Source organism: Klebsiella planticola, assembly GCF_000783935.2.
Taxonomy (GTDB): domain Bacteria; phylum Pseudomonadota; class Gammaproteobacteria; order Enterobacterales; family Enterobacteriaceae; genus Klebsiella; species Klebsiella planticola.
Window position 1 is genome coordinate 2,378,606 of sequence record NZ_CP026047.1, and the last position, 22,518, is coordinate 2,401,123.

The 22,518-nt window shown below is 56.5% G+C and carries 14 protein-coding genes, 1 tRNA gene and 3 rRNA genes; 6 read left to right on the plus strand and 12 right to left on the minus strand.

The features are described 5' to 3' along the window. Positions 1-129: 129 nt before the first annotated feature. The 5 genes from MC50_RS11495 (at position 130) to MC50_RS11515 (ending at position 6,151) form a co-directional block, all read left to right on the plus strand. Positions 130-1,669: ribosomal RNA gene (locus tag MC50_RS11495) — 16S ribosomal RNA — on the plus strand. An 85-nt stretch (positions 1,670-1,754) separates the two neighbouring features. Continuing rightward, positions 1,755-1,830 (plus strand) — tRNA-Glu (locus MC50_RS11500). Positions 1,831-2,048: 218 nt separating this feature from the next. Next, positions 2,049-4,954 (plus strand): 23S ribosomal RNA (locus MC50_RS11505). A gap of 92 nt (positions 4,955-5,046) precedes the next feature. Continuing rightward, positions 5,047-5,162 (plus strand): 5S ribosomal RNA (rrf, locus tag MC50_RS11510). Together the 16S, 23S and 5S rRNA genes with 1 tRNA gene alongside form the textbook arrangement of a ribosomal RNA operon. A gap of 671 nt (positions 5,163-5,833) precedes the next feature. Then, the gene (locus MC50_RS11515; protein WP_032689658.1) at positions 5,834-6,151 is read left to right on the plus strand and encodes a hypothetical protein; all 318 of its coding nucleotides are present in this window, start codon (positions 5,834-5,836) and stop codon (positions 6,149-6,151) included. Positions 6,152-6,204: 53 nt separating this feature from the next. Here the strand turns inward: MC50_RS11515 and MC50_RS11520 are convergent, their stop codons facing one another. From MC50_RS11520 to MC50_RS11530, 3 genes are read right to left on the minus strand one after another with little or no spacing between them, the layout of a single operon-like run. Continuing rightward, complete coding sequence (locus tag MC50_RS11520; protein ID WP_032689657.1) at positions 6,205-7,329, minus strand: ABC transporter permease; 1,125 nt, start codon at positions 7,327-7,329, stop codon at positions 6,205-6,207. Next, positions 7,329-10,070, minus strand: a complete 2,742-nt coding sequence (gene rbbA / locus MC50_RS11525; RefSeq protein ID WP_047663934.1) for a ribosome-associated ATPase/putative transporter RbbA — start codon at positions 10,068-10,070, stop codon at positions 7,329-7,331. Before rbbA ends, MC50_RS11520 begins: the two co-directional genes overlap by 1 nt. Beyond that, on the minus strand, positions 10,067-11,134 hold the full coding sequence (locus MC50_RS11530; protein ID WP_032697892.1) for an HlyD family secretion protein: 1,068 nt from the start codon (positions 11,132-11,134) through the stop codon (positions 10,067-10,069). Before MC50_RS11530 ends, rbbA begins: the two co-directional genes overlap by 4 nt. 415 nt (positions 11,135-11,549) lie before the next feature. Here MC50_RS11530 and MC50_RS11535 point away from each other — a divergent pair, with 415 nt between their 5' ends. Next, complete coding sequence (locus tag MC50_RS11535; protein ID WP_047663936.1) at positions 11,550-12,959, plus strand: diguanylate cyclase; 1,410 nt, start codon at positions 11,550-11,552, stop codon at positions 12,957-12,959. 18 nt (positions 12,960-12,977) lie between these two features. Here the strand turns inward: MC50_RS11535 and trpS are convergent, their stop codons facing one another. The 9 genes from trpS to MC50_RS11580 form a co-directional block, all read right to left on the minus strand. Further along, positions 12,978-13,985 (minus strand): tryptophan--tRNA ligase, encoded by a 1,008-nt coding sequence (trpS, locus tag MC50_RS11540; RefSeq protein WP_047663939.1) that lies wholly within the window; start codon positions 13,983-13,985, stop codon positions 12,978-12,980. A 275-nt stretch (positions 13,986-14,260) separates the two neighbouring features. Continuing rightward, complete coding sequence (locus MC50_RS11545) at positions 14,261-14,590, minus strand: DMT family transporter (RefSeq protein ID WP_004857466.1); 330 nt, start codon at positions 14,588-14,590, stop codon at positions 14,261-14,263. 17 nt (positions 14,591-14,607) lie between these two features. Then, positions 14,608-15,027, minus strand: coding sequence for a DMT family transporter (locus MC50_RS11550; protein ID WP_032689651.1), 420 nt, complete (start codon positions 15,025-15,027; stop codon positions 14,608-14,610). Positions 15,028-15,041: 14 nt separating this feature from the next. Beyond that, a complete protein-coding gene (locus MC50_RS11555) occupies positions 15,042-15,734 on the minus strand; it encodes a hypothetical protein (RefSeq protein WP_032697895.1) in 693 nt (230 codons plus the stop codon). Between the two features lie 12 nt (positions 15,735-15,746). Continuing rightward, a complete protein-coding gene (locus MC50_RS11560) occupies positions 15,747-16,367 on the minus strand; it encodes a phosphate propanoyltransferase (RefSeq protein ID WP_032689648.1) in 621 nt (206 codons plus the stop codon). Further along, positions 16,364-16,804: a BMC domain-containing protein gene (locus MC50_RS11565; RefSeq protein ID WP_047663940.1), complete on the minus strand. Its 441-nt coding sequence runs from the start codon at positions 16,802-16,804 to the stop codon at positions 16,364-16,366. Before MC50_RS11565 ends, MC50_RS11560 begins: the two co-directional genes overlap by 4 nt. A 12-nt stretch (positions 16,805-16,816) precedes the next feature. Further along, positions 16,817-17,764, minus strand: a complete 948-nt coding sequence (gene cutD / locus MC50_RS11570; RefSeq protein ID WP_004857478.1) for a choline TMA-lyase-activating enzyme — start codon at positions 17,762-17,764, stop codon at positions 16,817-16,819. A 56-nt stretch (positions 17,765-17,820) separates the two neighbouring features. Beyond that, the gene (gene cutC, locus MC50_RS11575) at positions 17,821-21,213 is read right to left on the minus strand and encodes a choline trimethylamine-lyase (protein ID WP_032689645.1); all 3,393 of its coding nucleotides are present in this window, start codon (positions 21,211-21,213) and stop codon (positions 17,821-17,823) included. Between the two features lie 149 nt (positions 21,214-21,362). Then, positions 21,363-22,505 (minus strand): 1-propanol dehydrogenase PduQ, encoded by a 1,143-nt coding sequence (locus MC50_RS11580; RefSeq protein WP_047663942.1) that lies wholly within the window; start codon positions 22,503-22,505, stop codon positions 21,363-21,365. Positions 22,506-22,518: the final 13 nt, after the last annotated feature.

A 22,518-nucleotide genomic window follows, 5' to 3' on the forward strand; every position in this document is an offset into this window, starting at 1 on the left:
TTTATCAGACAATCTGTGTGGGCACTCAAAGTGACATGGATTCTTAACGTCCTCGGACGAAAAATGAATACCAAGTCTCTGAGTGAACACGTAATTCATTACGAAGTTTAATTCACGAGCATCAAACTTAAATTGAAGAGTTTGATCATGGCTCAGATTGAACGCTGGCGGCAGGCCTAACACATGCAAGTCGAGCGGTAGCACAGAGAGCTTGCTCTCGGGTGACGAGCGGCGGACGGGTGAGTAATGTCTGGGAAACTGCCTGATGGAGGGGGATAACTACTGGAAACGGTAGCTAATACCGCATAACGTCGCAAGACCAAAGTGGGGGACCTTCGGGCCTCATGCCATCAGATGTGCCCAGATGGGATTAGCTAGTAGGTGGGGTAATGGCTCACCTAGGCGACGATCCCTAGCTGGTCTGAGAGGATGACCAGCCACACTGGAACTGAGACACGGTCCAGACTCCTACGGGAGGCAGCAGTGGGGAATATTGCACAATGGGCGCAAGCCTGATGCAGCCATGCCGCGTGTATGAAGAAGGCCTTCGGGTTGTAAAGTACTTTCAGCGAGGAGGAAGGCGTTAAGGTTAATAACCTTGGCGATTGACGTTACTCGCAGAAGAAGCACCGGCTAACTCCGTGCCAGCAGCCGCGGTAATACGGAGGGTGCAAGCGTTAATCGGAATTACTGGGCGTAAAGCGCACGCAGGCGGTTTGTTAAGTCAGATGTGAAATCCCCGGGCTCAACCTGGGAACTGCATTTGAAACTGGCAAGCTTGAGTCTTGTAGAGGGGGGTAGAATTCCAGGTGTAGCGGTGAAATGCGTAGAGATCTGGAGGAATACCGGTGGCGAAGGCGGCCCCCTGGACAAAGACTGACGCTCAGGTGCGAAAGCGTGGGGAGCAAACAGGATTAGATACCCTGGTAGTCCACGCTGTAAACGATGTCGACTTGGAGGTTGTTCCCTTGAGGAGTGGCTTCCGGAGCTAACGCGTTAAGTCGACCGCCTGGGGAGTACGGCCGCAAGGTTAAAACTCAAATGAATTGACGGGGGCCCGCACAAGCGGTGGAGCATGTGGTTTAATTCGATGCAACGCGAAGAACCTTACCTACTCTTGACATCCAGAGAACTTAGCAGAGATGCTTTGGTGCCTTCGGGAACTCTGAGACAGGTGCTGCATGGCTGTCGTCAGCTCGTGTTGTGAAATGTTGGGTTAAGTCCCGCAACGAGCGCAACCCTTATCCTTTGTTGCCAGCGATTCGGTCGGGAACTCAAAGGAGACTGCCAGTGATAAACTGGAGGAAGGTGGGGATGACGTCAAGTCATCATGGCCCTTACGAGTAGGGCTACACACGTGCTACAATGGCATATACAAAGAGAAGCGACCTCGCGAGAGCAAGCGGACCTCATAAAGTATGTCGTAGTCCGGATTGGAGTCTGCAACTCGACTCCATGAAGTCGGAATCGCTAGTAATCGTAGATCAGAATGCTACGGTGAATACGTTCCCGGGCCTTGTACACACCGCCCGTCACACCATGGGAGTGGGTTGCAAAAGAAGTAGGTAGCTTAACCTTCGGGAGGGCGCTTACCACTTTGTGATTCATGACTGGGGTGAAGTCGTAACAAGGTAACCGTAGGGGAACCTGCGGTTGGATCACCTCCTTACCTGAAAGAACCTGCCTTTGTAGTGTCCACACAGATTGTCTGATGAAAAGTAAATAGCAAGGCGTCTTGCGATTGAGACTTCAGTGTCCCCTTCGTCTAGAGGCCCAGGACACCGCCCTTTCACGGCGGTAACAGGGGTTCGAATCCCCTAGGGGACGCCACTTGCTGGTTCGTGAGTGAAAGTCACCGGCCTTAATATCTCAAAACTGATTCTCAGGAATCACGTTTGAGATATTTGCTCTTTAAAAATCTGGATCAAGCTGAAAATTGAAACGACGCACTGTTTCCTTTCTCCGTAATAAGAGAGGAAAAGCGGTGTGTTCGAGTCTCTCAAATTTTCGCAACGCGGACTGTTTTACGAAACAGTTTCGGGTTGTGAGGTTAAGCGACTAAGCGTACACGGTGGATGCCCTGGCAGTCAGAGGCGATGAAGGACGTGCTAATCTGCGATAAGCGTCGGTAAGGTGATATGAACCGTTATAACCGGCGATTTCCGAATGGGGAAACCCAGTGTGTTTCGACACACTATCGTTAAGTGAATACATAGCTTAACGAAGCGAACCGGGGGAACTGAAACATCTAAGTACCCCGAGGAAAAGAAATCAACCGAGATTCCCCCAGTAGCGGCGAGCGAACGGGGAGGAGCCCAGAGTCTGAATCAGCGCGTGTGTTAGTGGAACGGTCTGGAAAGTCCGGCGGTACAGGGTGATAGCCCCGTACACTAAAATGCACACGTTGTGAACTCGAAGAGTAGGGCGGGACACGTGGTATCCTGTCTGAATATGGGGGGACCATCCTCCAAGGCTAAATACTCCTGACTGACCGATAGTGAACCAGTACCGTGAGGGAAAGGCGAAAAGAACCCCGGCGAGGGGAGTGAAAAAGAACCTGAAATCGTGTACGTACAAGCAGTGGGAGCCTCTTTATGGGGTGACTGCGTACCTTTTGTATAATGGGTCAGCGACTTATATTCTGTAGCAAGGTTAACCGTATAGGGGAGCCGCAGGGAAACCGAGTCTTAACTGGGCGTTAAGTTGCAGGGTATAGACCCGAAACCCGGTGATCTAGCCATGGGCAGGTTGAAGGTTGGGTAACACTAACTGGAGGACCGAACCGACTAATGTTGAAAAATTAGCGGATGACTTGTGGCTGGGGGTGAAAGGCCAATCAAACCGGGAGATAGCTGGTTCTCCCCGAAAGCTATTTAGGTAGCGCCTCGTGAACTCATCTTCGGGGGTAGAGCACTGTTTCGGCTAGGGGGTCATCCCGACTTACCAACCCGATGCAAACTACGAATACCGAAGAATGTTATCACGGGAGACACACGGCGGGTGCTAACGTCCGTCGTGAAGAGGGAAACAACCCAGACCGCCAGCTAAGGTCCCAAAGTCATGGTTAAGTGGGAAACGATGTGGGAAGGCACAGACAGCCAGGATGTTGGCTTAGAAGCAGCCATCATTTAAAGAAAGCGTAATAGCTCACTGGTCGAGTCGGCCTGCGCGGAAGATGTAACGGGGCTAAACCATGCACCGAAGCTGCGGCAGCGACACTATGTGTTGTTGGGTAGGGGAGCGTTCTGTAAGCCGTTGAAGGTGGCCTGTGAGGGTTGCTGGAGGTATCAGAAGTGCGAATGCTGACATAAGTAACGATAAAGCGGGTGAAAAGCCCGCTCGCCGGAAGACCAAGGGTTCCTGTCCAACGTTAATCGGGGCAGGGTGAGTCGACCCCTAAGGCGAGGCCGAAAGGCGTAGTCGATGGGAAACAGGTTAATATTCCTGTACTCGGTGTTACTGCGAAGGGGGGACGGAGAAGGCTATGTTAGCCGGGCGACGGTTGTCCCGGTTTAAGCATGTAGGCGGGAAGTTTAGGTAAATCCGGACTTCTTTTAACGCTGAGGTGTGATGACGAGGCACTACGGTGCTGAAGTAACAAATGCCCTGCTTCCAGGAAAAGCCTCTAAGCATCAGGTAACAACGAATCGTACCCCAAACCGACACAGGTGGTCAGGTAGAGAATACCAAGGCGCTTGAGAGAACTCGGGTGAAGGAACTAGGCAAAATGGTGCCGTAACTTCGGGAGAAGGCACGCTGATGGTAGGTGAAGTGACTTGCTCATGGAGCTGAAATCAGTCGAAGATACCAGCTGGCTGCAACTGTTTATTAAAAACACAGCACTGTGCAAACACGAAAGTGGACGTATACGGTGTGACGCCTGCCCGGTGCCGGAAGGTTAATTGATGGGGTTATCCGTAAGGAGAAGCTCTTGATCGAAGCCCCGGTAAACGGCGGCCGTAACTATAACGGTCCTAAGGTAGCGAAATTCCTTGTCGGGTAAGTTCCGACCTGCACGAATGGCGTAATGATGGCCAGGCTGTCTCCACCCGAGACTCAGTGAAATTGAACTCGCTGTGAAGATGCAGTGTACCCGCGGCAAGACGGAAAGACCCCGTGAACCTTTACTATAGCTTGACACTGAACATTGAGCCTTGATGTGTAGGATAGGTGGGAGGCTTTGAAGTGTGGACGCCAGTCTGCATGGAGCCAACCTTGAAATACCACCCTTTAATGTTTGATGTTCTAACGTAGACCCGTGATCCGGGTTGCGGACAGTGTCTGGTGGGTAGTTTGACTGGGGCGGTCTCCTCCCAAAGAGTAACGGAGGAGCACGAAGGTTAGCTAATCCTGGTCGGACATCAGGAGGTTAGTGCAATGGCATAAGCTAGCTTGACTGCGAGCGTGACGGCGCGAGCAGGTGCGAAAGCAGGTCATAGTGATCCGGTGGTTCTGAATGGAAGGGCCATCGCTCAACGGATAAAAGGTACTCCGGGGATAACAGGCTGATACCGCCCAAGAGTTCATATCGACGGCGGTGTTTGGCACCTCGATGTCGGCTCATCACATCCTGGGGCTGAAGTAGGTCCCAAGGGTATGGCTGTTCGCCATTTAAAGTGGTACGCGAGCTGGGTTTAGAACGTCGTGAGACAGTTCGGTCCCTATCTGCCGTGGGCGCTGGAGAATTGAGGGGGGCTGCTCCTAGTACGAGAGGACCGGAGTGGACGCATCACTGGTGTTCGGGTTGTCATGCCAATGGCATTGCCCGGTAGCTAAATGCGGAAAAGATAAGTGCTGAAAGCATCTAAGCACGAAACTTGCCCCGAGATGAGTTCTCCCTGACTCCTTGAGAGTCCTGAAGGAACGTTGAAGACGACGACGTTGATAGGTCGGGTGTGTAAGCGTAGCGATACGTTGAGCTAACCGATACTAATGAACCGTGAGGCTTAACCTTACAACGCCGAAGCTGTTTTGGCGAAGAGAGAAGATTTTCAGCCTGATACAGATTAATCACTGCGCAGGAATGCGGGGTGATAACAGAATTTGCCTGGCGGCGATAGCGCGGTGGTCCCACCTGACCCCATGCCGAACTCAGAAGTGAAACGCCGTAGCGCCGATGGTAGTGTGGGGTCTCCCCATGTGAGAGTAGGGAACTGCCAGGCATTAAATAAAAGCGAAAGGCTCAGTCGAAAGACTGGGCCTTTTGTTTTATCTGTTGTTTGTCGGGAAACGCTCACCGGGAGCAGGACAACATCGCCGGCAACGCTGTTGAACCGCCGGAGGCCGGCCCCGGAGGGAGGAGCATCAGGATGATACGACGACTCATGCACCGCGGCCAGCCATCAGTTCAGTAAGAAGCCCGTCCTCACCGACGGGCTTTTTGCGTTTTTGGCGGTTGTCGGTACATATCGCTTTTCATATCTCGCGGTGCTGAATATATCCCGCTTCTTTTTATGACACTTTATTTATTAATAGAAAATATTATTTTCTGCGCTTATTAATGACGTAAAAACACAGAATAAAAAATCCAGATTTATATTTAAAAATATTTATTTGACTGATATTTTTTATTTTAATCATTATTTATCAGCATGTTAAAATAGTTGGTTTATATTTAACGACACGTGCTGTTGTAACTGGACTTTCGCAGGGAAATGTTTTAGTGTCATTAACAGTTTGTTAACTCGATCGAGTTCGTGTCACTGTAATATCGATATAATGTAGCGCGTACGATCTGTATTAATGCTATCCCGATGTCGCTGAGATACCCCTCCCCCCACGCAGTCTAATGGGTGTGGCATCAATGTTATCGAGCGGCACGATGAGAATATAAATGAAGATCCTTTTAAAATGGTCGCCTTTGCGCCGGTTCATCCGTTACCTGCAGGAACGCTTCACCTTTTTGGTTCTGTTGTGCTGGCCGGCGATTATCTGGGTTGCTTGCCGGGTGTGCGTCTGGGCCGTTGACAGCGTCATGCTGCTGATGGGGAAACCGGTAAGCGAATCCTTTACCGTCTACCTGCAGCCGCTGATGACGTTCAGCGCGTTAGTGCGTATTTCGCTGAGCTGGGTGGTTCTGCTGTTTATTCTGTTCAGCATGGCGATGGGCTTTACCTGGCTGCTACGTCGCGTGATCAACCGCAAGCACTAACTGGGTCCTTATCGCCGGTGGCCGCCACCTGACGGACGGCCACCGCGCGCCACTCACGCCATCGTACCAATCGTTTTACGAAAACGTAGCAGTGCGATAGTGAAGAACACGCCGCCGATGGCCATCAGGGTTAAAAACTGCGGCCAGACGATGGCAAAGTCAGCCCCCCGATACAGAATCGCCTGCGCCAGGCTGACAAAATGCGTGGTCGGCATGGTTAACATAATATCCTGCACCGCCTGCGGCATGCTTTCCCGCGGGGTCGAGCCGCCAGACAGCATCTGCAGCGGCAGCAGCACCAGAATCATCAGCAGCCCCAGCTGCGGCATCGAGCGAGCTATTGTTCCCATAAAGATACCGATGGACGTGGTGGCAAACAGGCTCAGGGCCACGCCCAGCATAAACAGCGGGATGGAACCTTCAATCGGCACCTGCAGCACTCCCTGGACCATGAGCAGCAGCGACAGCCCGGAAACCACCAGCACCACCAGCCCCATCGACCAGATTTTTGCCAGCATAATTTCGAATGGCGTTACCGGCATGACCAGCAGGTGTTCGATCGTACCGTGCTCGCGCTCGCGGATCAGCGCTGAGCCGGTCAACACGATGGCCAGCAGGGTGATGTTATTGATGATGGCCATGACCGCGCCAAAACGCTCCTGTTCGAGATTGGGGTTAAAGCGCATGCGCACCGCCAGCTCGACCGGTAGGGTATCGTTACCCCGATAGCGAGCTACGAAGCTGTTCACCTCCCCGCTAATAATATTCTGGATATAGCCATTGCCGGTAAACGCCTGGCTCATACGCGTGGCGTCGACGTTCACCTGAATTTCCGGCTGCCGTCCGGCGAGCACATCACGCTGAAAGTTGGGCGGGATATTAATGGCAAAGGTATAGTTCCCGGCATCCAGCCCGGCATCCATCTCATCTTCATTAATCAGCTCAGGCGGTAAAAACCACGGCCGATAAAAGCCGTTGATAATTCGCGAAGAGAGCTGCGATTTATCCATATCGGCAATCGCGACAGGCGCCAAATGCAGCGACCCCGGCATCACGGTCGCTGAGGAATAGACCGATACGGTAAAGGCGAACAGGATTAAGGTCAGCATCGCCTTATCGCCGAGCAGACTGCGCAGCTCCTTGATGCCGAGATGATAGATATTGCGTAATCCGCGCATCATCCCTCCTGTTTTTTCAGTAGCCACACGATGAGGCCGAGCACCAGCGGGATAGCTATCAGCAGCGGTATAAAGGACGCCCACAGATCGGTCAGATTCAGGGCTTTTGAAAATGTGCCGCGGGCAATGGTCAGGAAGTGGCTGGTCGGGTAAATCTGCCCAATCCAGCGACCTGGCCCCTCCAGCGAAGCGACCGGGTCAATCATCCCGGAAAACTGCGTGGCCGGTATCAGCGTAATAATGGCGGTGCCAAAGATGGCCGCAATCTGGCTTTTCATAAAGGTCGAGATCAGCAGCCCCAACCCGGTAGCGATGGTGACATACAGCAGCGCCGCCAGCGTCAGGGTCAGAAAACTCCCCTTATGCGCCACGCCAAACACCAGGACCGACAGCGCGCACAGCAGGAAGAAGTTAAACATGCCCAGCGCGATATACGGCAGCTGCTTGCCCAGAAGAAACTCGCTGCGGGTCGTCGGCGTGACGTACAGATTGATGATTGAACCCAGCTCTTTTTCACGTACCACGCTCAGCGCGCTGAGCATCGCCGGGATCATCATCAACAGCAGCGGGATCACCGCCGGAACAATGGCCGGTAGGCTTTTCACGTCCGGGTTATAGCGATAGCGCGTCTCGATGGATATCAGCGAGGTATCGCGACCGGGCGTCGCCTGCCGTCCGGCCATCTCCTGCAGCCAGGCCAGATGCATCGCCTGGACGTAGCCGCGCACTGTCTCAGCCCGGTTAGGCATAGCGCCGTCCACCCAGACGCCAATTTTTACCGGCGTGCCGCGGGCAATATCACGGCCGAAATCAGGCGGAATTTCAATGGCGACGGCCAGTTCGCCGTTGCGCATCCGTCTGTCCAGTTGGTCATAGCTCTGCAGCGGCGGTTGCTCAATGAAGTAGCGCGAACCGGCGATATTCTGCGACCAGCCCTGACTGCTGAAGGTCTGGTCGCGATCGAGGACCGCGAAGCGCAGATCTTCCACGTCCATGCTAATGCCGTATCCCATGATGAACATCAGAATCACGGTACCCAGCAGCGCCAGGGTCGAACGTACCGGATCGCGCCGCAGCTCCAGCGCTTCACGTCGGCTGTAGCTAAACAGTCGCCGCAGGCTGAACGCCTGGCGTGGGGCCGTCGTTCCGGCGGGAGCGCTAACCGGCGGGGCGGGCGGTATTTGTTCGACGGGCCGCTGGGCATCCTGCAGCCAGGCGATAAACGCCTCTTCAAGGTTTGCCGCCCCGCGCTGCGCAACCAGCGCCTGCGGCGTATCGCTGGCCAGTACCTTCCCGGCGTGCATCAGCGAAATGCGATCGCAGCGCTCGGCTTCATTCATAAAGTGGGTCGAGATAAAAATCGTCACTCGATCCTGGCGGGCGAGATCGACCATCAGCTGCCAGAACATATCCCTGGCGACCGGATCGACGCCGGAAGTCGGTTCATCCAGGATCAGCATTTCCGGACGATGGATCACCGCCACGGCCAGCGAAAGGCGCTGGCGAATACCTAACGGCAGAGAGGCGGGCAGCGCATCTTCGACCTCCGTTAACATAAAACGCTGGCTCATTTCCGCCACCCGAGTGGGGATGTCGGCATCCGGAATGTGAAATAAACGGGCGTGCAGTTCGAGGTTCTGCCTGACGGTCAGTTCGCTGTAGAGGGAGAAAGCCTGCGACATATAGCCGACGCGGCGCCGGGTTTCGATATCCCTGGGATTGACCGGCTGACCAAATAGCCAGGCTTCGCCTTCGCTGGCGGGCAGCAGGCCGGTCAGCATTTTCATGGTGGTTGATTTACCGCAACCGTTCGAACCGAGGAAACCAAAAATCTCGCCGCGCGCGATGCGGAAGTTCACATGGTCGACCGCCACGAAGTTACCGAAGCGCATGGTCAGGCCACGGGCTTCAATCGCGATGTCATTTTCCTGAGCGTTACGCGGCGCAATGATCACCTCTTTATGCGCCTTGCGCTGGGCTTCCGGCAGCAGGGCGATAAACGCCTGCTCCAGGGTCTGACTGCGGGTTTGCGCTTTAAGTTCTGCGGCACTACCGGTCGCCAGTACTTCCCCCGCGTTCATCGCTACCAGCCAGTCGAAGCGTTCCGCCTCTTCCATATAGGCCGTGGCGACCAGTACGCTCATCTCCGGCTGGCGTTGGCGGATGCTGTCAATCAGCGCCCAGAACTGGGCGCGAGAAAGTGGGTCAACGCCGGTCGTGGGTTCATCAAGGATCAACAGCTGCGGGTCATGGATCAGCGCGCAGCACAGGCCGAGCTTCTGCTTCATCCCGCCGGATAATTTCCCGGCAGGGCGATCGCGGAAAGGATCCAGTCCGGTGCTGCGCAGGAGTTCATCGATGCGGTTCTCGCGTTCGGCTTTGTCATGACCAAACAGGCGGGCAAAGAAATCAACGTTTTCATACACCGACAGGGTGTGATAGAGGTTTTTACCCAGCCCCTGCGGCATCCAGGCGATTTTGGGGCAAACATCCCGGCGGTGACGCGCATCGCGCATATCGCCGCCGAGCACCATCACGTTACCTTGCGCAATGACCCGCGCGCCGGAAATCAGCGACAGTAAGCTGGATTTGCCGACGCCGTCAGGGCCGATCAGGCCGACCATCTGACGAGCGGGGATGCTTAGCGTGATATCCCGCAGCGCGACGGTGGTGCCAAAGCGCTGGCCGACGTGTTCCAGCAGGGCGACCGGTGGGTGAGTATCCTGCTCAACGCCTCTCATTGCGGTAACCTCACCGTGAGCGTATCGGGCCACGCCCGCTGGCTATCCAGGCGGACATACGCCATGCCGGGCAGACCGGTTTTCACATACTCAAGATGCTGCTCCAGCAGCTCCGGCGGGATGCGGGCCTTCACGCGGAACATCAGCTTCAGGCGTTCATCGCTGGTTTCTACCGTCTTTGGCGTAAACTGCGCGACGCTGGCGACAAAGCTGATATGGGCAGGCACCACCAGGCCCGGCGCCGCGTCCAGCACGATGCGCGCTTCGCTGCCCAGCGCCAGCAGGCCTGCCTGCTCGGTAGGCAGGAAGAAGGTCATATAGACATCGGAGAGGTCGACCATATTCAGCACCCGGCCGCCGGCGGCCAGGACCTCGCCCGGTTCGGCGACGCGATACTGAATGCGGCCGTCGCGCGGCGCTTTGAGTTCGCTATCGTCAATATCGGCGAGGATGCGCCGTTCGGTTGCCTGAGCGGCATCAACGCGGGTCTGGGCCTGAATAATGCTGGTACGGGCGGCTTCAATTGCCGCTTTTGCCGCTGAGACCTGGGCTCTGGCGGATTCGAGCGCTGCCCGGGCGCTTTCCGCTGCCGCCTGATCATCGTCAAGCTGCTGGGCTGACACCGCGCCGCGCTGTGACAGCGCGCTGGAGCGCACGTGGCGTTTGGCGGTGGAGTTTAGCTCCGCCTGCCGCTGTTTCACCACCGCTTCCGTGGCGCGCATTTCGCTTTGGCGCTGATCCAGCAGCGCTTTGGCGGCGGCGACCGCGCTTTCCGCCTCTTTAATCTGGGCGGCCGCTTCGAGGCGCTGTTCGTTCAGCACCCGAATATCCATCCGCGCCAGCACCTCGCCCTTGTGCACAAACTGCCCCTCTTTGACCAGAATGGCGTCGATGCGTCCGGCGGTTTTGGTGGCGATATCCACCTCGGTGGCTTCTATTCTGCCGTTGCTGCCGGCAAAGCCCTGCGGAAGTCCCGGCGGACGCAATGCCCACCATATCAGGGCGGCGATAACCGCCAGCAGGCCGATAAGGCACCAGGCCCAGTGCTGTTTGATTTTGTCCATACGCTACTCGCTCTGTTCCATATTGCTGAGTGATGCGCGTTTCTTCTCTCCGTCGCACGGAGCGTTATCCCTTTGAAAGACAGAGGTGGGGAGGGGCAAGGCCGACCGGCGCGCACGTCCAGCTGCGCGACTACCCGGTGAAATAGATGTGCTATGAATGTGGTCATCATCAGCAATCCTGGCCTTAAATGAAACACGCATAAATATAGCTACTGTCTATGGGATACTAGCATTTACCGCGAGTATGTCCATACGATTAAAATGGGTTATTGCTGTCGCAGCGCCAATCGCCGCAAACGGTTGGACAGGCGAGCGGGAAGCCCGGTTGCTGAATTTTTAATCTGGTTGACCAGGGCGAACTGTTGTATGATTTGCGGCCTTGAAAATAGACTTATGTCGGCGAGTGCTTTATTTAATGAGCGATGAAAGCAAGAAATATATCTCAGTTATTTTTAAGGAGTGGTTGCCGTTGTATGACGGCCTGAAGCCGGAAGTGAAGGCGATTCTTAAAAATATTGCCGCTGAGCAGTCTGAGGCGCTGGCCGCTCGTTTTTATGACTTCATTTTTCAGGATCCCGATATCGCCCGCCACCTGACTTACGATCTGGTTCAGGAACGTCTTAGCCGTTCGCTGGCCGTGTGGGTCAACGACATTTTGACCAGCGAGAAAGAACAGCTGCAGGCGCTGGCAGAAAGGCAATACCATATTGGCAGTATTCATGCGCGCATCGGCATCCCCGCCGAGGCCGTACTGCGCGGCGCGCGCCAGCTCAAGGCCGGGCTGATTGAATATGTGCGGGATAACGATAAGATTGATCACCAGACCGGTCTTGCGACCATCCACTACGCGGTAATGGCGATTAATATGGCGATCGAGATGATGTGCCATGCCTACACCTTATCGCACTATCGGGCGACGAAAAATGAAGAAGCCTTTCGTCTGTATAGCCTGATGGATAATGTGCCAATGGAATATGGCAAACAGCAGGTTTCGCTCTCCGGCTGGGAAAATAGCGCGATTTTTAATATTGTCAGTGAAAATAAGAGCGATATTAACGGGACGTTATTATCTGAATCTGAGTTTGGCCTGTGGTTCCGTCATAAATGCGTGCGCTATTTTAACAAGAACGCGCAGATGGAAGAGATCGCCGACTTGATTACGCAGGTAGACAATTTAATCGCCGGCTGGAAATCCTCAGACAGCAGCGCAGAATATAAAAATACGCAAACTTTGCTCCAGAGCATCCACATCCATTGCCAGAAAATCAGCAGCCAGCTCGGGGTTATCTTCAGCAGTCTGTCGCAGATGCAGAACGGCAAAGACACTCTGACCAGCCTGCTAAACCGCCGTTATCTGCCGGTCGTCCTCAAGCATGAGGTCACGCTCGCTATGGAACATGAACTGCCGATGACGGTGGCGATTGTGGATATTGACCATTTTAAAGAGATTAATGATAACTGGGGCCATATGGTGGGCGACCGGGCAATCAAGCACGTTGCCGACCTGCTCAGCAATAACATCCGCTCCAGCGATTATATCTTTCGCTACGGCGGCGAAGAGTTTCTGCTGGTGCTGGTGGAAACCGGCGCGGCCGAGGCTTTTGCGCTCCTTGAGCGCTTACGTAAAAGCATTAGCCAGCTCCCGTTTAACGTCGGCGGCGAGACCAATATCGCGATTACCACCAGTGCGGGCTTTGCCGTGCATACCGGCCATCCGGATTATAACCGGCTGCTGCGCAACGCTGACAGCGCGCTGTACGTGGCCAAGCGCAGCGGGCGCGACTGCGTGAAGATGCACCAGGGTGAGCAGGACCCGCAGCATTAAGGCGTCGCGCCCCGGCGCTCAGAACAGAACCGGCAATCCTAATCCGCGCATCACCTCATGCAACGTTTGCTGCGTGAGACGATGCGCCCGCTCACTACCCTGACGCAGCAACTCCAGCAACATTCCTTTATCCGCAATATACGTTGCCCGGCGTTGGCGAATGGGCGCCAGCAGCGTCTGCAGACACTCCTCCAGCGCGTTTTTGCACTGTCGGTCACCCAGTCCGCCGCGTTGATAATGCGCCTTCATTTCAGCGACGAAGGCAGGGTCGGGATGGAAAGCATCGAGGTACGTAAAGACAACATTGCCTTCGATTTGGCCAGGATCGCTGACCCGCAGATGGGTCGGGTCGGTATACATTGCGCCGACCGCACGACGAATCTGCTCTTCGCTGGCCGAGAGCGTGAGCGTATTGCCCAGCGACTTTGACATCTTGGCGCCGCCGTCAATGCCGGGCAGACGGCTGACATCGCTGAGCAACGCCCGGCAGTGCTGCAGTACCGGCGTCGTGGTCAGGCTATTCATTTTATGGACGATCTCATTGGTCTGTTCGATCATCGGCAGCTGATCGTCGCCGACCGGCACCAGACCGGCCTTAAACGCGGTGATATCGGCCGCCTGGCTGATGGGGTAGGCCAGAAAACCGACCGGTAGTGAACGGGAGAATCCCTTCTGGGCGATTTCACTTTTGACCGTCGGGTTACGCTCGACGCGGGCGACGGTGACGATATTCATATACAGCGCGCTCAGCTCCGCCAGGGCGGGAAGCGCCGATTGCAGGCAAATCGTGGTCTTGTGCGGGTCGATACCTACCGCCAGATAATCGGCCATCACCTCAAAGATATTGCTGCTGATTTTCTGTGGGTCGCTGCCGTTATCGGTTAATCCCTGCAGATCGGCGATGAGGATAAACTGTTGATGATCGTGCTGAAGCTGCACGCGCTGACGTAGCGATCCCACGTAGTGGCCGAGATGCAGCTGGCCGGTGGGGCGATCGCCGGTAAGAATGGTCGGGTTGGTGTTCATCAGAGACTCCTTACGATGCTATTAAGCCGAAAGACGTCGCTGAGAAACGATAAAGCCGCCTTCCGGCGGCTTTAAAAATGGAAAAGTGAATCGTGCCGCCTGTTATGCAGGCAGCCACCAACGATATGGGCGGGCAATGACGACGATTCTGTTCATCAGACTATCCTGCCACGAAACGCGGCGGCAGTGAAAGCGGTTTTTTTTATTGCGGCAATAACGGTTTACAGAGTGCGGTTTTGCGCCCTCATGGAACTCAATGAAGGCGCAGGCGGGACTTACATGCTGGAGAAGACGTTCATGATGATGCCGCCGGAAATAATCAGCACCATGGCGAGGATCGCCGGCAGATCCGGTTTTTGTTTGTAGAGGATCATCGAGCAGATGGTGACGCCGACGATACCAAAGCCGCACCATAGCGAGTAGGCGACGCCCACCGGAATCGTGCTCATCGCGCGAGTGAGGGCGAAGTAGCACAGGCCGTAGGCGCAGACCACCAGTACCGATGGCGCCAGTTTGCTAAAGCCGTTGGTCTTTTTGATCATCGAGGTACCGGTGATTTCGGAGCCGATAGACAGCGCCAACCATAAAAATCCGAGATTAAACATATGCGATTCCTTTTGCGTTAGTTGGCGACTTTTTTGTCCAGAGATGAGGGTGAAGCAACCGGTTTAGCTGGCGTATCTTCGCTCTCTTCGCTACCCATTTTGGAAAACAGATTCATGATAACGATGCCGCTGGCGATAACGGCCATGCCGATAATCGCCGCGGTGTCCGGATGCTGACCGTAAAATGCCATCCCCAGCGTCGACACCACCAGAATTCCGGTACCGGACCAGGTGGCGTATGCCAGACCAACGGGAATATCTTTCACCGCGCGGGAAAGGGAGTAGTAGCAGGTGCAGTACAGCAGCACCAGCAGCCCGAGCAGCAGCATTTTGGTGCTCCCTTCGCTGCTACCGAACATTTTCAGGGTGGAAGTGGCCGAGGTTTCCGAAAGGATAACCAACAGCATCCATAGCCAACATTTTGTTTTTGAAGACATAATAAACTCCGGATCTATTTATTAAGGTAGGGTTCTTTTTTTCTGTTTTTCAAAAAATCGATAGCGGCATCGGTTAACTGCGCTTCGGGGGCGCAGGCCAGCGCCGGATTATTCACGATGTCTGTGACAGTGAGATAACGCCGCGTGCCGGCGGTGGGTACCTGAGCGAGCGCCTCTGTTCCTGCCGCCAGCTTCGCCAGTAGCTCATTCATGGTGCACAGCGTGACACCGCATGCCGTCAGCCTCGTCAACGTGGACTGCATATGTTCGGCGTAGGGCGTAGCGCTGTCTGCTCCGCGCAGCTGGTTTAACTCGCTGGCCGGATCGCAGTGATAGCGCAGCGCCAGTACCGGCAGGCCGGCAAGCAGAGCTGCATGCAACCGCCTGGCTTGTGGGTTTTGCAAGGTGCCGTTCACCAGATCGGCCGCCAGCGGATAGTCGAGAAACGGCACCACCACGGCCCGCCAGCTTGCCGACGGCAGCGCTTCCTGCCAGGTATCGCCCGGCAGCGTTTCACCGACCGCCTGCCATTGCGCGGCATCCGGCACTCCTTCGTCCAGCGCCAGCTGCAGACGCTGTCCGCATCCCGCCAGACGGCTGCGGATGGCCTGGCGATAGCCCGCGGCCGGGCCAACCATCACCAGTACCGGCGGCCGCAGGCGCTGAATAATGCGTTCCACCAGGTATTCCATCTGTTCGTCGGTCATGGCTGGCCTCCGTTAAGCGATGAGCGTGACCTGCGCGCCGTTTTTCAGTCCGGCGGCATTGGCTTCTTCGGTATCAATATGAAATTCCAGCGCGAAGTCCTCGCGCACCCGCACCACCACTTCGTCGAAGGTCAACTGGCGTTCGCCGTTGCTGCGAACGCTCACCTTCTGGCCATTGGCGACGTTCAACTGCCGCGCATCCTGCGGCGACATATGGATATGCCGCCAGGCGCAGATCACCTGAGAACGCAATTCGACGTGGCCTGCCGGGCCGATCAGCAGCGCGTTACCCGCGTTCTCCAGCTGGCCAGATTCGCGAACCGGCGCTTTGATGCCGAGGGTAAAGCAGTCGGCGCGGGAGATTTCCAGCTGAGTCACCGGGCGGGTTGGCCCGAGGACGCGAACCTGAGCGAGCGAGCCCTTCGGGCCGACGACGGTAACGCACTCCTGGGCGGCAAACTGCCCCGGCTGGCGCAGGGGTTTAAACGGCGTCAGCGCATAACCCTGGCCAAACAGCGCCTCGACATCCTGCTGAGACAGATGAACATGGCGGTTAGAGATACCGACCGGGATATCGGGCGCGGAGCGCGTCAGCCGGGCGGTGATTTTTTCATGTAGCAGGGTGTCGATCATGCCTTCTTCCCTTTCTTCATCGCGGCATTTTTATCTTCCGGCTCCCCCGGTGCTGGCGGGGAAGGCGGCGTCTGCGGCGCGACTTTTTCCATCGGTAGCGGTACTGCGTTTTTCTCGTCCACGTTTTTCATGTCAGCGTGGTCCGCGGGCGGTTTTGCCTCCGGGCGACCTTTCAGATGACTCAGCGCCGCCACCACGCTGGGTTCCGGACGGGCGATGACCAGCGACTTGACGTGCTGCGCAGCGCCCGCCACCTCAACGCCGCGCTCAATAGCGGTGTGGATGGCGCTGATCTCGCCTTCGAAGCAGACGCTGACCAGCCCCGATCCGATTTTGCGATAGCCAATGCAGGTCACGCCTGCGGCTTTACAAGCGGCGTCTACGGCCTGAATGGCGGTGACCAGCCCTCGCGTTTCAATTACGCCTAAACTTTTCATTGTCGGCTCCTGTTAATGGCGGACTAAGCGAATATCAAAATCAAACTGCGTGAAGAACGTCTCCAGCTGGTTCAGCTCTTCGGACGAATAAGACGGGTCCTGGGTAATGGGGTAGGGCATATCCAGGCGCTCGTATTTTTTGCGGCCCAGCTGGTGGTACGGCAGCATGTCGATACGGCGGATATTTCCGCGCTTCGCCAGTTTCTGCACATAATCAATAGCCCCGGTAATGGCATCGAATGAGTCGTTATATCCGCGAACCAACGGCATGCGAATAATCACGTTAGCGCCGGAGTCCACCAGCCATTCCAGATTGCGGCGAATACCTTCATTGCCGATGCCAAATAACGCTTTATGGTGTTCGCTGTTGATTTGCTTAATATCGAATAAGAAGGTGTCGGTTACCGGCGCCAGCTTTTGATAATTGGCCAGCGGGGTCGTACCCTGGGTTTCGATGGCGGTATTGAGCATCATCTTTTTGCATTCGCTGAACAGCGCCACGGCAAAATCGGTTTGCAGGCTCATTTCGCCGCCGCCGATGGTCACGCCGCCGCCGGAAGCGATGTAGAAGTCATAATCTTGCATGATGATGTCCATCAGCTCGCTGACGGTGACATCTTTACCCATAATATCCAGCGCGTTCTGGGTGCAAATCTCTTCGCATTTGCGGCAGCCAATACAGTCTTTATTACGGTCGACAAAATGCTTCATCTCGCCGTTTTCTTCTGCCCGGTAGTGAATGCCGGCCGGGCAGACATTGACGCAGTCGCCGCAGTTAATGCATTTGTCGTGCGAGAACATGACCTGGAACTGGCTATTCAGCCCCTCCGGGTTAGCGCACCATGGGCAGCGTATATTGCAGCCTTTGAAAAAAACCAGTGTGCGAATTCCATCGCCGTCGTAGATCGAATATTTCTGAATATTGAATATTCGCCCGGTTAATTCTTGTTTTGCGCTCACAGCTACCTCCAGTAAAACGATCGGGACATCCGTGTCCAAAAACGTCCGTGTCCTTATCAGAACTTCTCAATCACCGTACGGCTGATAATTTCGTCCTGTACCTCTTTGCACAGCTCAACGAAGTAGGCGCTGTAGCCGGCGACGCGGACGATCAGGTCGCGATATTTTTCGGGTTCCTGCTGGGCTTTTTTCAGCACTTCGTTATCGACATAGCTGAACTGCATCTGGCCGTTGCCGAGAATCGACGCCGTGCGTAGCAGGGTAATCAGGCCGTGACGACCTTCCGGAGTATCCAGCAGCCCCTGGAGGAACTTGAAGTTATGCACCATGCCGATGTTCATGGTCTCCACGTTCATCTTGCTGACTGACTTGATGATGGCGGTTGGACCCTGCTTATCCGCCCCCTGCGTCGGACTGATGCCGTCGGAAAGCGGCATCCATGCCAGGCGGCCGTTCGGCGTGGCGTTGGTCAGCTCGCCAATCGGCGTGTTGTTGGAGATAGAGAGGGTGCCGTGGCTCAGCGTGGAGTAGAGCATTTTGTACTTGCGGCACTCGCGCTCGGTCCACTCGGTAATATCCAGTGCGTACTGGTCAACGTAGTTATCGTCGTTACCGTATTTCGGCGCGTTCAGGCAGTCGCGGCGCAGGGCTTCAAAGCCTTCGAAATTCGCCAGCATCGCATCGCGCATCTGTTCGAGGGTGTATTTCTTATCTTCGAATACCAGCTTACGAATCGCCGCCATCGAATCGACGTAGGTCGCCAGACCGGAGAAGATCAGCCCCGGGCCGTGGTTGATCATCGCGCCGCCGGCGGCGACGTCTTTGCCGCTCTCCATGCAGCCTTCCACCAGCAGCGACATCAGCGGTTTCGGCGCCACGTCGCGGTGCACGCGCTGGCTGATCACTGTGCCAATGGCCGACAGACGGACGATATGGGCAATCTGCTGTTTCACCGCCGCGTCAAAGGCTTCGAAGGTGCGCAGTTCGCGCAGGTCGCCGGTATCCAGCCCCTGATAGCTATCAAACAGCACCATCCGGCCGCGGTTTAAGACGAACTCGATAGCGATAGGCCATTGGGTGTAACCGGTAGAGGTCCACTGATAGATACGGCCGGATTTCTGCGGTTCGACGCAGCCCATCAGGCAGTAGTCGCGCGCGTCTTCGAAATCGAAGCCTTTACGCAGCATCATTTTGATATGGGAGTCATCGAAGTGGCAGGCCGGGAAACCCATCCCCGCCTTGACGACGTCGACGATTTTTTCCATATATTTCTGCGGTGACTGGTTGTGGATACGGCAGGCCAGCGACGGCTGGTAAACCTTCACAAAGCGCACGGCGTCCATAATCAGGTAAGTCAGGTCGTTACAGGCATCGCCGCCGGAGCGCTTCTGTCCGCCAACGGTCAGGTTGATAAACGGCTGATAACCGGCGAAGTATTTCGCCCCCAGCTCGCTCGACATCCACATCAGCTCGGCGCATTTGATGATAAACGCCTGCAGCAGCTCCAGCGCAGCTTCGTGAGTCAGGCGGCCTTCGCGGATATCGGCTTCAAACATCGGGTAGCAGTACTGGTCTACGCGGCCCAGCGACAGCCCGGTCTGGTTCTCTTCAATTTCAAACAGCGACTCCACGGTCCAGATACTTTGCAGCGCTTCCTGCAGGGTCTTCGGCGGGTTCGCCGGGACGTTCTGGTTCACTTCGGCAATGGTCAACAGCTCGGCGCGGCGCTGGGCGTTTTGCTCAATAGCGGCCAGCTCACGGGCGCGCGCGGCGATGCGGTGAGCGTAGTTGATCACCCCTTCGCAGGTTTCAATCGCCGCCTTGTAGTAGTAGATGCGGTCGATATCTTCCGGGTTTTCCATGCTCAGGCTGGCAAGATGCGCCTCAGCGTCGGCTTTAATGCCGTTCATCCCTTTGGTGAACAGCAGCACGTCATAGCCCGGGCAGGTATCGCCGCCGCCGTTGATCTGATGGTAGGAGAGGTCGCTGACGAAGGTTTCGCCGCTGAACGCCCACACGCCCGCTTCGCGGTACTGGGCTTCACAGATCTCATCCAGCGAGCGACCTTCCCAGAACGGTACGATCTCTTCGCGGATGGTTTTCTTATCTGCTTCGCTGATCTCAAACGGATCCTGCGGACGGGTGCTCATGGTATCGAGCTCGTCGCGCACCCAGCGCCAGGCGATATCCGGCGAGAAGGCCCCCGCGCGCGGCTTGCCGCACGGATGGCCGACGATCAGCTCATCGTCCTGAATCAGAATCGGCGCGGTTTCGCAGGCGTGACGGAAAGCTTTGGCGCGCAGCAGAATGGTCGGCATACCCGGATTCGCTTTCACCACCTCGGTAAAGGCCAGCGCGCGGTAAATAGAGACGCTCGGGCGCACCGTCAGGTAGTGGTTACGCAGGCGCTGCATGCGCGGGGTCAGCCCTTCTGCTGTTGTGGTTTCGCTACAGGCGGCAAATGGCGCGGCGGAAACTTTTTGTACGCCGTGGAACAGGCGTACCGGCAGATTGAGCGCGCTCAGATTGCGTTGTGCGCAGAGGAACAGCGCGGACAGTTCGTTGATGATCGTGCTGGGGTCATCGAGGCTGGCGCCGTGGCGCAGGGCGTCGAACATCGGGTAGCCGTCGATGGCGCAGGCGGCGCGGACTTCGCTCAGCTGTGCCAGCTTGAACCACAGGCACTCAACGATTTCATAGGCCCGTTGCGGCGTCAGGGTGCCGTTGGCGATGTCGCGCTGATACCACGGCAGCAGCGCCTTATCGGCACCTTCCGGGTTCACCGCATAGCTGCCGTTGTCCAGCTGCAGCGCCAGCTGAAACAGATAAAATGCCTGGCAGGCCTCTTTGAAGTTACGTGCCGGGTGGGCCGGAACGTGATGCAGAATCGCCGCGCTCTCCAGCAGTTCGGCCTGGCGATACGGGTTGCTTTCCGCCGCCGCGAGCGTTTCGGCGCTGGTGGCCAGATTCTGCGCCAGGGCGAGGAGGGCGTCGCAGGCATAAATGGCGGCGCGGCAGCCGTTGACTTCATCCATACCGCTGCGGCTGACGGCGCTACCCAGGCTGCGGGTTTTCTCTTCCAGCTGGTGTTTAATCGCCAGCACGCCTTTTTCAATAATCAGCCGGTAATCCGGGGAGTCCAGGTCGCTGCTGAGATTCAGGAAACGGAATGCCGACGGACGCTGCGCGGCGCTTTCATCGTGAAAAATTGCCCCGTGCGGTTTGCGGGTCTGGTCGCCGACAATGAGCTCATCGGGGCTGATGCACAGCGGCAGCTGGCGCATCAACTCATAGAAACGACGCGCCGGCTTGACGGCGGCAGGAATGCCCGCGATATCGCCATCAAGGGCGTTCAACGTGGCGGCATGTTCGGTGCACAGGGTGCTTTTTTGTGAGAGTAAACGTTCAGCCAGCACGTGGACGCGCGGCGTTAAGCTGTAGTGTGCCATGTAGTATTCTCCAGATGTTCTGTTCCGCGGCTGATAGCAACCCTGCGGTGAGTACTGTGTCTGTGTTTCTGCCGGGGGGCGGCTGACGCCTGACCCGGCCTGACATTCGGCCCCTTGTCGGCCCGCGCAAGCGCAGCGCCGCCGGGCAATTACCGGCTGCCGCTCCAGGCCCGGCGATAAAGCTCGATCAACGCGTTGGCGTCCGGCGTGCGTGGATTGGTCGGTGTACAGCTGTCGCGTAGCGCCTGGCCAACCATCTCCGTCAGGCGTTGCTCAAACTCAGCACTGGCAATGCCGGTGTCACTAATGCCGGTCGGCATCGTCATCTCGTCTTTTAATGTCTGAATAGCGACCAGTAAGCTGGCGACGCCCTGGCGGGTATTGGCCGCAGGCAGATCCAGCAGATGGGCTAAGCGCGCATATTTGCGCGCGGCGTCGGTCGCGCACTGCCCGTGATAATCGGCGTTCCAGGCCGCTACCTCAGCCATTAACAGCGCGTTCGCACGGCCATGGGGGACGCGAAAAACGCCGCCCAGCGCATGGGCCAGACTGTGGGTAATGCCCAGCGAGGCGTTGGTAAACGCCATGCCCGCCATGCAGGAGGCGTTGTGCATCTTTTCGCGAGCCAGCAGGTTGTCGCCGCTGCGCCAGCAGGTGGGCAGATAGCGGAAAACCTGCTGCACCACTTTTTCAGCCAGCGCATCGGAAAAGTCGCTGGCGGCGCGGGAGACGTAGGCCTCCAGCGCGTGGCACAGAACGTCCATTCCGGTATCGGCGGTGATCGCCGGCGGGACCGAAGCCACCAGCGCCGGGTCGAGAATGGCGATATCCGGCAGCAGCGTCGGATCCACCAGCACCAGTTTTTCGGCATCGGCCTTGACGACCGAAAAGGCGGTCACTTCGGAACCGGTACCGCTGGTGGTCGGGATCGCCACGAAGCAGGGACGCTGGCGTCCGGCCTGCGGACGGGTCTGCGCCAGGGCGAAAATAACCGCTTTGGCCGCGTCAATGACCGACCCGCCGCCCAACGCCACCACCAGATCCGGATAGCTGGCATCCATCAACTTCATCCCGCGGACGATAGTGGCGATATCCGGATCCGCTACCACGTCATCCCAGACCTGGAAGGTGATGCCGCGCTGGCGCCAGGGGCCCGTCACGCGTTCGGCGAGACCAAATTTGACCATTGCCTTGTCGGTCACCAGCAGGACGTTGCGGGCGGGGAGCTCGTCCAGAACCACTAGCGCGTCCTGGCCAAAGCGGATCCGGGGTTTCAGCAAAAATTCACTCATTGGGTTATTCACT

What these genes read in the sequence shown, in the direction of transcription:
- MC50_RS11515 (WP_032689658.1), top strand. Translation starts at nt 5,834, where the DNA reads ATGAAGATCCTTTTAAAATGGTCGCCTTTGCGCCGGTTCATCCGTTAC.
- MC50_RS11520 (WP_032689657.1), bottom strand. Translation starts at nt 7,329, where the DNA reads ATGCGCGGATTACGCAATATCTATCATCTCGGCATCAAGGAGCTGCGC.
- rbbA (WP_047663934.1), bottom strand. Translation starts at nt 10,070, where the DNA reads ATGAGAGGCGTTGAGCAGGATACTCACCCACCGGTCGCCCTGCTGGAA.
- MC50_RS11530 (WP_032697892.1), bottom strand. Translation starts at nt 11,134, where the DNA reads ATGGACAAAATCAAACAGCACTGGGCCTGGTGCCTTATCGGCCTGCTG.
- MC50_RS11535 (WP_047663936.1), top strand. Translation starts at nt 11,550, where the DNA reads ATGAGCGATGAAAGCAAGAAATATATCTCAGTTATTTTTAAGGAGTGG.
- trpS (WP_047663939.1), bottom strand. Translation starts at nt 13,985, where the DNA reads ATGAACACCAACCCGACCATTCTTACCGGCGATCGCCCCACCGGCCAG.
- MC50_RS11545 (WP_004857466.1), bottom strand. Translation starts at nt 14,590, where the DNA reads ATGTTTAATCTCGGATTTTTATGGTTGGCGCTGTCTATCGGCTCCGAA.
- MC50_RS11550 (WP_032689651.1), bottom strand. Translation starts at nt 15,027, where the DNA reads ATGTCTTCAAAAACAAAATGTTGGCTATGGATGCTGTTGGTTATCCTT.
- MC50_RS11555 (WP_032697895.1), bottom strand. Translation starts at nt 15,734, where the DNA reads ATGACCGACGAACAGATGGAATACCTGGTGGAACGCATTATTCAGCGC.
- MC50_RS11560 (WP_032689648.1), bottom strand. Translation starts at nt 16,367, where the DNA reads ATGATCGACACCCTGCTACATGAAAAAATCACCGCCCGGCTGACGCGC.
- MC50_RS11565 (WP_047663940.1), bottom strand. Translation starts at nt 16,804, where the DNA reads ATGAAAAGTTTAGGCGTAATTGAAACGCGAGGGCTGGTCACCGCCATT.
- cutC (WP_032689645.1), bottom strand. Translation starts at nt 21,213, where the DNA reads ATGGCACACTACAGCTTAACGCCGCGCGTCCACGTGCTGGCTGAACGT.
- MC50_RS11580 (WP_047663942.1), bottom strand. Translation starts at nt 22,505, where the DNA reads ATGAGTGAATTTTTGCTGAAACCCCGGATCCGCTTTGGCCAGGACGCG.